Genomic DNA, 12,867 nt, shown 5'->3' on the forward strand with positions numbered 1-12,867 from the left:
GCACTCACCGGCCCCGCCGCCGCCCCGGACCCGGTCGGTCGCCGAACCGCTCCAGCCACCGCACCAGCTGACGATGCACGGCGTCGGCGTCGCTCAGTTCGGCGTCCACCGGCCAGGCCGACGGATGCACCAACAACGGACGATCCTGCCAGCCACCGAGCCCTCCGTGGCAGCCGATCAGGTCCTCGAACGCGGCGACCTCCTCGGTCACCGGGTCGTAGCTGCTGTTGACGACGATGTCCCCGACGTGTGGCAGGCCGTCGTACCGGAGCAGGTCGGCCGCCGCATACGGCCCGTACCCCGCCAGCGGGTCCTCGCCGTCGACCCTGCCGCTGACGAGCAGGCGCCGGCCGGCGCAGCCGAGCACCACCGGACCGAGGCGGCGCGATCTGACCAGGACCCAGCCGATGCCGCGATGGCGTACCAGGCCTCTGAGCAGCCGCGGGTGACGTTCCTGAATGTCTTCCATGGTCGCCCGGCCCGGAAATCGGTTCAGGTAGATCATCGCCAGGTTTCCCGAGGCCACGACGACCACCTCGGATCCCGGTGCGGCGGGCGTCTCCCCCGGGGCCCGGCGACCCAGTTCGCCCGCCATGACGCCGATCCGCCCGGCATGCTCGTCGTTGCCGGTCCCGGCGACGGAAGGGCTCGCCGCGCCGGTGAGGCGCCGTACGACGTCCTCCACCGCATTGCCGTAGCGCTGAGCGAAGGTCGCACCCTGGCTCTGGCCGTGATCGGAGAGGAGGACGAATCGGTACGGACGCGGTGCCGCCAGCGCGACCGCCTCGAGGGTGGCCAGCACGTCGTCGATGCCCTCGAGTGCCGCCAGGGCCTCCGGCCGGGCAGGCCCGGCGTGGTGCGCGATCTCGTCGTAGTCGACGAAATCGCAGTAGACGGCCGGGGCTCCCCGCATGATGTGCTCGGCCACGACCGCCAGGTTGAGGTTTCGCAGCAACACATTGGTCAGCCCACGGAGCACCGTGTACGAAGCGGTCCGCACGATACGCGGACGCACCCGGCGCAACCGCTGCCGCCGGGCCTGATGGAGTTCCTTGATGATCTCCGCGACGGTCAGGAACAACGACCTGGTCAACCCGAACGGGTCGAGGAGGTAGGCGCTGACGTACCGCGCCGGACGCCCGGAGGCTCCCCGGGCTCCGATCGTGCTCATCGTCAGCAGACTGGTCGGCGCGTCTCCGGAGAACACGTTGCTGACGCTGACACCGCCGTCGGCCAGCAGCCCGCGCCCGTCGGAGAACCGGGCCTCGACCAGGGCGCTGTCCCGCGGATGATTGGTGACCAGGAGACGTCCGGATTCCTTCTCGTACCACCGGAAGGCCGGCACCGCGGCGCTCGCGCCGTGCAGCAGCCCGGCCTGGCTGGCGGGAGTGGTGGCGGGCAGCTGGGCGTGCCACTCCACGAGGGTGTGGCTACCCGAGCTCAGCCATCTCGCCATCGTCGGGAGCGCGCCGCCGGCCAGTGCCCACCTGGCCAGCGGCGCCGAGAGCCCATCGATCTGGATCATCACTACGCCCGGCACGTCGCTGGTCGCCGCGGCCCGCCGCAGGCGCCGGTTGACCCGGAGCAGGTGCCGGACGACCATCTCGGGCCGGCCGGCGGTGACGGCCCAGAGCCCGGCACTGACCAGGCCGGCGTACAGCCAGGAGGCCCAGAACGCGGCCCGGAAGCCGATGGACCTCCAGGCCCGGCGTCACCGATAGGGCACCGTAGACGAGCACGGCCTGGCCCAGCAGCCAGCCGCCGAGCACACCGGCCCAGCCCGTGTAGGTCAGCAGAGCCGCCACGGCGGGGCGCAGGACCGCGCCGAGCAGGCCGAGCACCACCGCGGCGAGCAGCACCGCCCCGCTCTCGCCCACCGAGACCCCCGGCACGACGGCGATCGTGAGGGCCAGGGCGGCCCAGCAGAGCGGCACGACGATCGCCACCGTTGACGCCGTCGAGCCGCGCGGTGCGGGCGCCGCGTTCACGGAGTTCCACCGCTCGTCACGGCAGCGCCGGAATCACGTCCGGGCAGCGAACGCCGCAAGCGGGCGGTCGCGGCGGGCTCGTGGACGGATGCCGGGCCGGCGGACCGGCTTGCCGCGCCGTACCGGGCGGCGAGCGGACCGGCACTCACACCGTGCGCCACAACGCTCAGCAGGACAGTCAGCACGATGGCGGCCACAGCCGGGGCGGCACGCTCGTGCAGCTGCTCCAGCGCCAGCAACGCGAAGACGACCGAGGCGAGCCCGCGGGGGCCGAACCATCCGGCGAACAGCACGGTACGGCCACCGAGGCCGGAGCCGATCAGGCTCAGCGCCACCGGGACCATCCGTACGACGGTCAGGCTCAGCACGGCGTACACCAGCATGGTCGCGTCGATCCCCCCGAGGAGGGCCGGCACCGCGTACACCCCGAAGAGCAGCCAGACCAGCAGGGACGCGAGTCCGGCTGTCTCGTCGATGTAGAACACCTCGCGCGGCCCGCGAGGGCCGGCGACATGGCCGAAGGCGATACCACCGGCGAAGGCCGCGACGAAACCGTTTCCGTGCCCGGCGACCGATGCGGCGTACGCGACCAGCGCCAACGCCAGCACGGCCGGCCCGGCGAAGCTGTCACCCGTCCATCCGCGACGGCCCGCGGCACGCAACAGCCTTCCTCCCAGCGACCCGACGGCCGCGCCGATCAGCGCGCCGCCCGCCAGTTGCAGGGCAGCCGTCAGCACACCCGCGTCCGCCTCTCCTCCGGTGGAGGCCGCACCCGCCAGGGCGACCATTACCACCGGGGTCACGATGCCGTCGTTCAGCCCGCTCTCCACGTTGAGGATGCGCCGGATGCGGGCCGGTACCGCCGGATGGGTGATGACGACGGCGCCCAGCGCGGCATCCGTGGGTGCGAGCGCGGCGCCGATGAGCAGCGCGTACCAGGGCAGGACGACGCCCAGCAGCGCCCAGGCCAGAACGGAGCCGAGCACGACGGTCAGCGGCAGAGCGAGGCCGAGCAGCCGGCCGTACACGCCGGCATCGCCGCGCAACTCCCGCACCCCGACCCGGGCGGCGTCGGAGAACAACACCCAGGCGAGGGTGGCCTCGGTGAGGACCGTGATCCCGGCGGCGTCGACGTCGGCGTGCACGCTTCCGGCCAGCAGGGTGCCCAGGCCGACGAAGACCACCGGGGCGGTCAGGTCGGCGCGCTCGAGCCTCGCCGAGAACGCGCCCCAGGCGAACACGAGCGCCGCTGTCAGTGCCAGAGCTGCCGAGGTCACGACTCATCTCAGCGTGAGGGGGCGCGCAGGGGATCGTCCGTGACGGATGAGCGCCGCGGGGAGCCGGCCGGTGGCCGTGGCCACCACGGCCGTGTTCACCCACACCGGAGGAGGCAGCACGCCTCGTACGCCGACCATGCTGATCCGGGCGGCCGTCGTGCCGCATTGACGAGGAGGCATGCGATGACGTCGAGTTACCAGTCCACGAGGCCCCCGCCGCGACCCGCGGTCGACGCGGGCCGGCTGTGGGCCGGCGGCGCGGCGACCGCCGTGGTGGCGGCGCTGATCGCCGTGGTCGGAGTCCTCGTGGGTCGCGGACTGTTCGGCGTGGAGGTGCTCGCCCCGCAGGGTGCCGGCGTATGGGGCGGCGCCAGAACCGGGTGGTACGCCCTCGGAGCCGGCGTGCTCAGCCTGCTGGCCACGGGGCTGATGCACGTGCTGCTCCTGTTCACGCCGCGGCCCATGCTCTTCTTCGGCTGGGTCGTGGCGCTGGCGACGCTGACGGCGATGCTGGCTCCGTTCGTCACCGAGAACGACGTGGGCTCCCGGTTCTTCACCGCGGGCCTGAACTTCATCCTCGGCGTGGCCACCGGCTCCCTGATCGCCGGCTCCGCCCATGCGGCTGTGCGGGCTGCTGCTCTCCCGCGGGCGCCGCGCCCCTACTGAAGGGGAATCATGGCCCTCGACGATCGGGTGTCCGAGGACAGCGAGCTGGTCCGGCTGCGCGCGGAGGTGTCCGCGCTCCAGAGCCGCCTGGACTCCCGGGTCCGCCGCGCCTCCGCGCTGGGCACCCTTCGCCGGTTCGCGTCCGCCCTGCTCATCGCTCTGACCGCGTTCTGCGTCGCCGCGAGCATGGTCGGGGTGTGGGCGGCCACCACCGTGCTCGACACCGACCGGTGGGTCGCCGCGGTGGCGCCGTTGCCGCAGGAACCGCAGGTCGCCGCGGCGGTCGCGGAATACACCACCACCCAGCTGTTCCAGGCCGTCGATGTCGAGCAACGACTGCGGTCGGTCCTGCCGCCACGGGCGGCCTTCCTCGCCGGGCCGGTCGCCGGCGAGCTGCGCGACGCAGTGCGCTCGACGGTGTCGAAGGTCCTGCGCAGCGATCGCTTCGGGACCGTCTGGCAGGGGCTCAACCGCCGGGCGCATCAACGTGCCCTTGCGATCATCGACGGGAGCAGCACCGTCGTGACCGGATACGGTAACCGCGTCGAGATAGACCTGTTACCGCTGATCAACCAGGTCCTCCGGGAGCTCAGCACCCAGCTTCCCGCGCTCTTCGGCAGGCAGCTCACCCTGCCCGATCTCAGCAGCGGCGCCGTCCCGGAAAACCTCCGGGTACGGGTACAGGAAGCCCTCGGAGTCCCGCTGCCGGCGAATTTCGCCCGGTTCACCGTGTACGACTCCGGGCAACTCCGGCGGGTCCAGCAGGCCGTGGCAGCGGCCAAGCGTGACCTCGCGCTCGCGGTGATCAGCACCTCCGTCCTGGCGGTGCTCGCGCTGCTGATCTCACCGGGACGCCGGCGCACGCTGCTGCAGCTCGGCCTCTGGCTGGTGATCGCCGCGGTGACGGTGACCGCCGCGCTGCGCGCCCTACGCGCCCAACTGCTGCTGGAGGTGTCACCAGGGGCGTACCGCGACGGTGTGGCGGCGGCCCTGACCAGTGTCTTCGCGCCGCTCCGTACCCGTGGAGCGCAGATGCTGGTGATCGGTGCCGCGCTGGCCCTGACGATGTATCTGATCGGACCGGGCCGGGTGCCCACCCGGTTACGCCGGCACCTCGCCGGCGGCCTGCGCGCGACGGGCCGCGGTCTTGCCGCCGGTAGCCGCGCCCTCGCGGCGCGGGGACCCGCATGGGCAGCCGGTCATCGGGATCCACTGCGTGTCGGCGGCGTCGTCGTGGCAGCCGTGGCGGCACTGCTCTTGACCAGCTGGGCCTGGATGTTCGGGATAGCGCTGGCCCTGGCGACCTACGAGGTGCTCATCACCGTGGCCGCCCGGCCGCGGCGCGCCGCCCCCGGATCACCGCAGCTGTCCGCCGGCGTCAGCTCGGCCGGCGCGGGCCGGGGGACGCCGGCGTGAGCAGGTCGCCGACCGGCTCCTCACGAGTCCGACGGGCAAGATCGGCGCACGAGGTCCGGGAGGCCACCGCGGCCGGCGAGCGCGAGCCTGCGTACGGCAATCATCGCGGCCCTGATCTGCAGCACCGTTCTGCTGTGCGTCGCCGGCCGGCGGATCGGCCGGCACGGCCGGCTCTCCCCCGCCGAGCAACTGCCGCAATGGTGGCCGGCCTCTTCGGCGTCTCGCTGATCCTGCTGAAGACCCTGCTGCACTGAGCGCACCACCTTCACCCGCACGGGATGAGGTGCCCGGCGCGGCGTCGATCGACAGTGGTCCCACCCCACCTTCCGACCGGACCCGAGCGAGGCCGCATGCAGAGCCGGCTCCATGTACGAGGCAACGGTGTCGAGCCGGTCCTCCTGATGTTCCCGCTGGGACTGCTGGCGGTCGCGGTCCTTCTCGACCTCTTCCACGCGGCCGGCGGCCCGGACCTGCTCGGGACGCTCGCCTACTGCACGGTAGCGGCCGGGCTGCTGAGCGGAAGCCTGAGCACGATCGTGGTGCGGCTCGACCATCTGGCCACCGGACGCTCGGGACCCGCGCGGCCCGCGACGATCCGCTTCCTGCTCGACGGCGGTGTGCTGCTCGGCTTCGCCGTCATTCTGCTGCTCCGCATGCGTACGCCCGAACGTACTGCCGGTCCCGGGTTGCTGCTGCTCGAACTCGCCGGGCTCGGCATGGCGGGCGCCGGGACCCTCATCGGCGCGGCGCTGCCGGGGCCGGGGCCGGCGCGGACGAGCGCGGAGACCGTACGGCTGGCGCAGATCCTCGGAGAGGATCACGACTGAAGGGATGAACCGATGTCCACCAACCGCAGCACTGCCCGCCGGCGTCTCGTGGCGGCCTCCGAGGTCCTGCGCGGCCGTCCACCCCGGTTCGACTACGGCCTGCTGATCGTGATGCCGTTCCTCGCGGCGGCGGGCGGCGTCCTGATCTCCCTGGCCCTCGAGAACGCCCTCGAGAAGCGTCGTACGCCCCGTGCCGGCGACACGCCCTCCGGCGCGGCCCTCGACCGCGCGCCGACCGGGAGCGGGAGATGACGACGTTCACGGTATGGAAGTTCGATGATCCGCAGGGCGCGGATCGCGCCGTGGCCGTCCTGCGCGACGCCGCGGCGGAGCACCTGGTCCGGATCGATGACCACGCGGTGGTCCGATGGTCCACCGGCGCGGCCCGGCCTACCGTCGACCGCGGGCACAGGGCCAGGCACAGCGCCGGCCGGGGGACTCTCTGGGGGCTACTGATCGGCACGTTGTTCCTCGTACCGCTCGCCGGAGGCGTCGCCGGCGCGGCGATCGGCACGGCCCGTGCGGCGATGAACGACGCCGGCATCACCGACGACCAGCTCGAACGGATCCGCACGGAGGTCACCGAGGGCACCTCCGCGCTCTTCCTGGTCACGGAGGAGGGGGATCTGGACCGGCTCGGTGAACGCTTCCCCGCATCGCACAGCCGGCTGATCGCGACGAACCTCACCGAGGCGGAGCGGGAGATCCTGTACGAGGCCTTCGGCGGACGATGAGCCGCCCGGTTCGGGGGATGCCGGCCGGCCCCCGGGCGAGGCGGCCGGCGAGGCTGTCGTCCCGCGCCACGACCTGGCCCAGTACGGCGGTCATGAGCAGACAGAACGCCATCACATAGAGCCAGCCGATGTACGTGAACGCCAGCCCGATGGTGCCGTACCGGTCATCACTGGCCCGCAGCGCGCGCGGTAGGTATACCGCCCCCGTCGGGCGCACGGCGAGCATGACGAGGGCAAAGGCCACGCCACCGGGCACCAGCGGGCGGATCGGCACGGCACGGTGCATCAGCACGGCGGGCAGCAGAACGCCGGCGGCGACGTCGGCCGGCAGCAGCAGGACGGCCGACCAGAGGCCGGGCCGGGGCAGGCCGGACGTGAACGCACCGGACAATCGCGTGCCGATCAGCAGCGCGACCAGTACCAGGACCGCGAACAGCCAGCGCCACGCAGCTCGCGGACCCCGCGGCAACCGCGGTACTTCCCAGACGCTGCCGTAGGCGCGGGCGAGCGCGCGGGCCACCCCGGTCGATGACAGCAGGATCACGACGATGCCCGCCACGCCGAACGCGCTCAACCCGCGATCGGTCAGCGTCTCGTCGAGCAGGTGCTGCGACGACGCCGGCAATCGGGCCAGGGACGCGAACCGCTCGACCTGCTTCGCGCCGAGGACGACGCCGACCATGATGAGAAGGGGGAAGAGCGAGGTGAAGGCCTGGGCGGCGAGCGTCATCGCGCGATCGAAGATCTGGACCCGGATCATCTCGGACGCGGTCCGCAGGAGAATGCGGCCGGCGGAACAGCGGGCGATCCGGGTCGCCGCCCGCACCACCCGGTGACCAGGGCTCGGGTGGCGCGGCCACCGTTTCACCGCCGCGGCGGACCAGCGAGGATGAGCGTGCCGATCCAGCGGGTGCGCGGGTCGACGTCGACCAGCAGACCCTTGGTCAGCAGGCTCAGCGGGATCGCCAGCAGGGCACCCAGGGGGCCGAGAACCCAGGTCCAGAACACCAGGGAGAGAAAGGTCGTGGTGGCGGAGAGGCCGACGGCGTCGCCGACGATCTTGGGCTGGATCACCGACTGGATGACGAAGTTGACCGCGCTGTACAGCAGGACAACGGCTGCCATCAGGGGCACGCCGCCCTCCAGCAGGCCGAGCAGCGCCGGAGGCACCAGCCCCACGACGAATCCGATGTTGGGGATGTAGTTGGTGATGAACGACAGGACACCCCAGAGCAACGGCAGGGGGATGTCCAGCGCCCACAGCACCAGGCTGTCGATCATCGCCACGATGAGCCCGAAGATCGTCGAGACGAGCAGGTACCGCCGGGTGCCGCCGGCGAACGACCGTAACGCCCCCACCACCAGCGGTCGCTGCCCGGCGACGCGGCGCAGCCGATCGGGGAAGACCACCGCGTCGAGGCACAGGAACAGAAGGACGGCGAGCAGGAAGAAGGCGTTCGAAGCGGTGGCCAGCAGTCCGCCGAGCAGAGCCTGGAGGGCATCGGCCACCGTCCCGGGTTGGATGGGACCGGTGAGGTCGCCGGCGTGCTGGGCATCGACGCCGAGATCGGTGAGCGCGCGGAAGGCTCCTGCGCGCAGCTCGGTGAGTTGATCCTGGTACCGCGGCATCAGGGCGACGAGGCGAGCGACCGATGTGGCGAGTGCGGCGCCCAGGGCGAAGAGGACCAGGTAGACCGTGCTGACCAGGGCCAGGGCGGCGAACCAGGCCGGCGCCCCGCTGCGGGCCAGCCACGTGCCGAGCGGACTGGCCGTGACGGTGAGCATCAGCGCCAGCAGCACGGGTGCCAGGATCTCCGCGAAGATCCGCAACCCGGCCACCGTGACCACCGCCGCGGCCAGTCCCAGCAGGACGATCAGACCGCGCGGCAGGCCGGCGGCGTCACCGTGCCCGCCCCCACCCGGGTCGTTGCCATGCCCCCTGGCGCGCGACGCCAGGGGGCCGTAGGCCGCTGCTGTCCGGTCCGTCCGCGCCCTCCTGTGCTGCGTGCGGAGGGCGCGGGCGGCCCGGTCAGGCCGACCTGGCCTCGCGGCCATGGACGGCGAGGGCATAGATCACCAGGACGTCCATGGCGATGACGATCGTGCACCAGATCGGGTACGCGGAGAGGAAGGCGATGTTGACCAGCGCGCTGATCACCCCGACCACGATGCCCAGTACCCGGGCCCACATCTGCCCGAGCATGACGCCGATGCCGGTGGTGACCGCCACCACGCCGATCAGCAGGTGCGTCCAGCCCCACGTCGTGTAGTCCACCTCGAGCACCAGGCCGTTGGGGCTGACCAGGTAGTAGTCCTCGCGGAAGAGGGCGACCAGCCCCTGTACGGCCTGGAATCCGCCCACCATCAGCAACATGATGCCGCCGAAGAGCACCACCCCGACCCAGGCCGTCGGCCGGGGTCGGCGCGGCACATACGGATCGTCCGCGGCGTAGCCGGCCTGCTCCGGTGCTCCCGCGGTGCTCTGCTGTGTGTCCGCCATGTCTGTACCACCTTCCCTGCATCAGATGGGGCGCCGAGGTACCGGCGCCTGTGGGAGGTCGTTCATCGCCGCGGCCATGTAGGGCCCGACCACCGCGACGCGGTCCTCGGTGGAGGCGGCAACCTCGATGCTGGATCCGTCCCAGATCCTCAGCACCACACCGATCGGCCGCCGGCCGCACCGCCGGGGTGCATCGAGGAGTGGGCTGCGCACCCCGTCCACGGGGGTCCGGGTGCGCAGCGGAATGGTCCGGGCGAGGCCGGGGCCCCGGCGGACGACCAGGATGTCGCCGTCCCACAGCGCCCACATCGGCCGGGACCAGTGCCGGCCGAGAGCCGGCCAGATCGCGGACCGATAGCCTCGGAGACGCAGGCGGCACCGGAAGGTCGCGCCGGAGTCACTGAACCGCCGCCGGCTGCGCCGTGCGGACATGCCGATGATCAGCATCGCGCAGAAGGCGCCGAGTACGAGCAGCTTCACCACAGCTGAACCCCTTCCACTTGGCCGTCCGCGGCAAATGTTCGTCGCCGACGTCGCGGGGCGCCCCATCCGCCGGGGGTGAGTTCCAGGTTCCGGCCCCGGGCATCGCGGCCCGGGGTCAGATCAGGCCCAGTGCTCGGGCCCGGCGGACCGCCTCGTTGCGACGGGACGCGGACAGCTTCCGCAGGATGCTGCGTACGTGGGTCTTGACCGTATTGATCGACACGAAGAGCCGGGCGGCGATCTCCTCGGTCGGCAGCATGGCGGCGATGCCCCGCAGAACTTCCATCTCGCGCCGGCTCAGCGGCTCGATCAGGATCGGTCCGGTGTCCGGTGTGCCCGTACCGCCGGCACCGCGCGCGGCGCCCTGCAGGATCCGGTACTGCTCGGTGAGCTCGTTGTCGTCGCGCAGCAGCCGGCGCAGCTGGGCCCACGCCTGGTGGACGATGCGCCGCTGGGTCTCCGGGATGGCATGTCGAAGTGCTTGTCCCAGAGCGCTTCGCGCCTCCTCGATAGCTCCGTCGTGCGCGGCCACTGACGCCATGACGAGCCAGCCCTCGACGGCCACCGGAGGCGTCATGCCCGCCGCGCTGAGCAGCGGTACCAGCACCTCTCGCGCCTGCTCGGCATCACCGGTGGCCACGAGGGCGGCAGCTTGCAGCACCAGCACGCCCGGCACGTCGTCGGAGGGCAGGCTGCGGATCAGCCGGAGCCCGTCGTCGGGCAGGCCCATGGTGATCATCAGCCGGGCCCGCGCCAGGACGACCTCCCGGGCCAGCCAGCGCGGTGTCCGCGGTGCCGCCCTCCGGTCCACGTCGTCGAGAAGCTTCGCCGCACCGCGCAGCTCGCCTCGCGCCTGTAACCGCCGGGACTTGACCAGGGCGAACGCGGCGTCGGTCAGGGGGTCGGCGTGGGGGTGCCGCTGATCGGCCACGCGCAGATGATGGCCGGCTCCGTCGACGTCGTACCGTTCCATCGCCACCCATGCCAGCACGACATGAGCCGTGACCGGCCGGCGTGCCGGTTCGAGGCCGGCGAGCCCCGCGAGCTCGACGGCCTCGCCGGCCAGGCGTTCGGCGTGCCGGAGCCGTCCCCGGTACGCCTCGATGACGGCCAGATGCTCCAGACATTGAATGCGTGGATATCGGCAACCGGATGCCTCCTGGGCCACCGCCCTCGTGAAGGCCACGGCCGCCGCGTCGACCGAACCCCTGCGGCTCTGCGCCCTGCCGACGGCGGCCATCAGCAGGACCGTCAGCTCCCGGTGCCGACCCGGTTGATCGGGCGGTACATGAGCCAGCGCTTCCTGCGCCTCGGCGCGGCAACCGAGCACCTGCTCCTCCGTGCCATGGGCGTCCGCCAGCATGACTCGCACGAGAATGTCGGCGAACGCCAGGGCGGTGCCGGTGCCGAAGCCGTCGGCGCTGTCCGTGCGGGCCCGCCGCAGATGTTCGGCACAGTCCTCGAAGGATCCGTCGGCCAGTGCCAGCGCGGCGGCCACCAGGGCCGACTCGGGAGCCCCCCGGTCCGGGGGAAAGCCGTTCAGCAGTGCACCGAGCCGTCCGGTCCGGCCGCCGAGCAGCACGTCAGCGATCGCACGATGCTCCACGACGATCGCGGCGGCGGCATCCCAGTCGGCCGCCTTCACCGCATGCCCCACGGCCTCGGCGGTCTGCTCCCGCTCGGCGAACCACGTCGCGGCACGGGCGTGCAACGGGCGTAGCCGCTCCGGCGCGACGCACAGCAACTGGGCGCCCAGGAGCTCGGCGAAAAGCCGATGGAAACGGTAGACCGCCGAGAATTCGGCGGCTCGCTGGACGAACGCATTGCGCCGTTCGAGCTCGGCGAGAATTCCCCGCGCGTCGGTCCGGCCCGTCACGGCCTCCGCCAGGTCGGCGGTGAAGGTGTCCAGGACGCTGACTTCCAGCAGGAACGAACGGACGTGCGCGGGCTGCGCCCGCAATACCTCGTCGAAGAAGTACTCGGCGATGGTGGCTTCGTTACCGGTGATCGTGTCGACCAGATCGTCCGCGTCCTGCCGGCCCTGCAACGCCATTGCGAACAGCCGCAGACCCGCCGCCCAGCCCTCGGTGTGCGCGAGCAGTGAGGACAGCTTCGCCGGGCTCAACTGCACGCCGTGCAGCCGCAGCAGTTCGGCGGCCTCGTCGGCAGTGAAGGCGAGGTCCGCACTGCGAATCTCGAGCAGCCGGCCGGCGAGGCGATAGCGATGAGCCGGCATCGGCGGATCCCATCGGCCGATCAGCACCAGCCGCAGGAGGGAGGCGGTATGGCGCAGAACGAACTCGAGTTCGGCCGCCCACTCGGTGCCCGTCAGGTCGGAGACTCCGTCGAGCACCAGGGTGACGGGCCTCCGCAGGCGATTCAGCTCGGCCGCCAGCCGGATGAGGAAGGACCGGTCCGCCGGCGCCGGCACCGGGGACGTCGCGAGCGAGGGATTGATGTCCAGGCCGGCGTGGCGTAACGCCTCGACGACGACGGTCCAGAACGGGCACGCCCGATCGTCGTCCTCCAGGGTGATCCACGCTACCGCGCCGGCCGCCGGCTCATCGGCGACCCAGGAGGCCACGAGTTGCGTCTTGCCGCTGCCCGGCGGGCCGACGACCATCGTCACCGGCGCATTGCTGAGGCGCAGCCGGTCGCGCAGCCGTGGCCGGGACACCCGGAACGGCGGGCGGTCCGGTATTTCGAACCTGGACCGGAGCAGCGGATCGTCGATGGTCGCCTGGCCGATCACCGGGATGGCGACGGAGGAATCAGCACGCACGGGAACCCCTTCCGTGGGGCCAAACAGGATTACAGCCTCGGGCCTGGCGAATATCCGGCGCATCCTCCGGATCGGATAATCCGCCCGGTCGGCGCTGCGGGAAAGATAGCGCGCAATTGGGACCTATCGCGCCACGCCGGCAGGTCGAAGGGCCTACCGGGTTCATCCGGAAGGTATGAGGCACGGCCGGCGAC

The 12,867-nt window shown here is 72.0% G+C and carries 13 protein-coding genes; 5 read left to right on the forward strand and 8 right to left on the reverse strand.

The window, feature by feature from the left end; all coding sequences use genetic code 11:
• Positions 1-4 precede the first annotated feature (4 nt).
• Genes CLV70_RS11690 through CLV70_RS11695 form a run of 3 tightly spaced genes read right to left on the reverse strand, consistent with a single transcriptional unit; the run spans position 5 to position 3,265 of the window.
• Positions 5-1,525, reverse strand: coding sequence for an alkaline phosphatase family protein (locus CLV70_RS11690; RefSeq protein WP_245908169.1), 1,521 nt, complete (start codon positions 1,523-1,525; stop codon positions 5-7).
• Complete coding sequence (locus CLV70_RS40995) at positions 1,431-1,946, reverse strand: phage holin family protein (protein ID WP_245908170.1); 516 nt, start codon at positions 1,944-1,946, stop codon at positions 1,431-1,433. The genes CLV70_RS11690 and CLV70_RS40995 overlap by 95 nt, the downstream gene beginning before the upstream one ends.
• Before the next feature lie 38 nt (positions 1,947-1,984).
• Complete coding sequence (locus tag CLV70_RS11695) at positions 1,985-3,265, reverse strand: cation:proton antiporter (protein WP_106126437.1); 1,281 nt, start codon at positions 3,263-3,265, stop codon at positions 1,985-1,987.
• A 183-nt stretch (positions 3,266-3,448) separates the two neighbouring features.
• Between CLV70_RS11695 and CLV70_RS11700 the strand changes: the two genes are divergently transcribed.
• The 5 genes from CLV70_RS11700 to CLV70_RS11720 all read left to right on the forward strand — a co-directional run bounded on the left by CLV70_RS11700 (position 3,449) and on the right by CLV70_RS11720 (position 6,908).
• On the forward strand, positions 3,449-3,931 hold the full coding sequence (locus CLV70_RS11700) for a DUF6069 family protein (protein WP_106126438.1): 483 nt from the start codon (positions 3,449-3,451) through the stop codon (positions 3,929-3,931).
• 9 nt (positions 3,932-3,940) lie between these two features.
• Positions 3,941-5,347, forward strand: a complete 1,407-nt coding sequence (locus CLV70_RS11705) for a hypothetical protein (protein WP_106126439.1) — start codon at positions 3,941-3,943, stop codon at positions 5,345-5,347.
• A gap of 350 nt (positions 5,348-5,697) precedes the next feature.
• Positions 5,698-6,174: a DUF2231 domain-containing protein gene (locus CLV70_RS11710; RefSeq protein WP_106126440.1), complete on the forward strand. Its 477-nt coding sequence runs from the start codon at positions 5,698-5,700 to the stop codon at positions 6,172-6,174.
• A gap of 12 nt (positions 6,175-6,186) precedes the next feature.
• A complete protein-coding gene (locus tag CLV70_RS11715) occupies positions 6,187-6,426 on the forward strand; it encodes a hypothetical protein (protein ID WP_106126441.1) in 240 nt (79 codons plus the stop codon).
• Positions 6,423-6,908, forward strand: a complete 486-nt coding sequence (locus CLV70_RS11720) for a DUF1269 domain-containing protein (RefSeq protein ID WP_106126442.1) — start codon at positions 6,423-6,425, stop codon at positions 6,906-6,908. The genes CLV70_RS11715 and CLV70_RS11720 overlap by 4 nt, the downstream gene beginning before the upstream one ends.
• Here CLV70_RS11720 and CLV70_RS11725 read toward each other — a convergent pair.
• The 5 genes from CLV70_RS11725 to CLV70_RS11745 form a co-directional block, all read right to left on the reverse strand.
• Positions 6,859-7,668, reverse strand: coding sequence for a YhjD/YihY/BrkB family envelope integrity protein (locus CLV70_RS11725; RefSeq protein WP_146164037.1), 810 nt, complete (start codon positions 7,666-7,668; stop codon positions 6,859-6,861). The genes CLV70_RS11720 and CLV70_RS11725 overlap by 50 nt on opposite strands.
• A 104-nt stretch (positions 7,669-7,772) precedes the next feature.
• The gene (locus CLV70_RS11730) at positions 7,773-8,864 is read right to left on the reverse strand and encodes an AI-2E family transporter (protein ID WP_281260443.1); all 1,092 of its coding nucleotides are present in this window, start codon (positions 8,862-8,864) and stop codon (positions 7,773-7,775) included.
• 73 nt (positions 8,865-8,937) lie between these two features.
• Entirely contained in the window at positions 8,938-9,408 is a 471-nt protein-coding gene (locus CLV70_RS11735) for a DUF7144 family membrane protein (protein WP_106126445.1), read from the reverse strand.
• Between the two features lie 21 nt (positions 9,409-9,429).
• A complete protein-coding gene (locus tag CLV70_RS11740; RefSeq protein WP_245908172.1) occupies positions 9,430-9,888 on the reverse strand; it encodes a hypothetical protein in 459 nt (152 codons plus the stop codon).
• Positions 9,889-10,006: 118 nt separating this feature from the next.
• Complete coding sequence (locus tag CLV70_RS11745; protein WP_106126446.1) at positions 10,007-12,736, reverse strand: winged helix-turn-helix domain-containing protein; 2,730 nt, start codon at positions 12,734-12,736, stop codon at positions 10,007-10,009.
• Positions 12,737-12,867: the final 131 nt, after the last annotated feature.

Origin of the sequence: Pseudosporangium ferrugineum, from assembly GCF_003002065.1 — a bacterium.
GTDB lineage: Bacteria > Actinomycetota > Actinomycetes > Mycobacteriales > Micromonosporaceae > Actinoplanes > Actinoplanes ferrugineus_A.

Excerpts from the sequence above, each read along its gene's own strand:
- CLV70_RS11690 (WP_245908169.1), bottom strand. The coding sequence starts at position 1,525 with ATGATCCAGATCGATGGGCTCTCGGCGCCGCTGGCCAGGTGGGCACTG.
- CLV70_RS11700 (WP_106126438.1), top strand. The coding sequence starts at position 3,449 with ATGACGTCGAGTTACCAGTCCACGAGGCCCCCGCCGCGACCCGCGGTC.
- CLV70_RS11705 (WP_106126439.1), top strand. The coding sequence starts at position 3,941 with ATGGCCCTCGACGATCGGGTGTCCGAGGACAGCGAGCTGGTCCGGCTG.
- CLV70_RS11710 (WP_106126440.1), top strand. The coding sequence starts at position 5,698 with ATGCAGAGCCGGCTCCATGTACGAGGCAACGGTGTCGAGCCGGTCCTC.
- CLV70_RS11715 (WP_106126441.1), top strand. The coding sequence starts at position 6,187 with ATGTCCACCAACCGCAGCACTGCCCGCCGGCGTCTCGTGGCGGCCTCC.
- CLV70_RS11720 (WP_106126442.1), top strand. The coding sequence starts at position 6,423 with ATGACGACGTTCACGGTATGGAAGTTCGATGATCCGCAGGGCGCGGAT.
- CLV70_RS11725 (WP_146164037.1), bottom strand. The coding sequence starts at position 7,668 with ATGATCCGGGTCCAGATCTTCGATCGCGCGATGACGCTCGCCGCCCAG.
- CLV70_RS11735 (WP_106126445.1), bottom strand. The coding sequence starts at position 9,408 with ATGGCGGACACACAGCAGAGCACCGCGGGAGCACCGGAGCAGGCCGGC.
- CLV70_RS11745 (WP_106126446.1), bottom strand. The coding sequence starts at position 12,736 with ATGCGCCGGATATTCGCCAGGCCCGAGGCTGTAATCCTGTTTGGCCCC.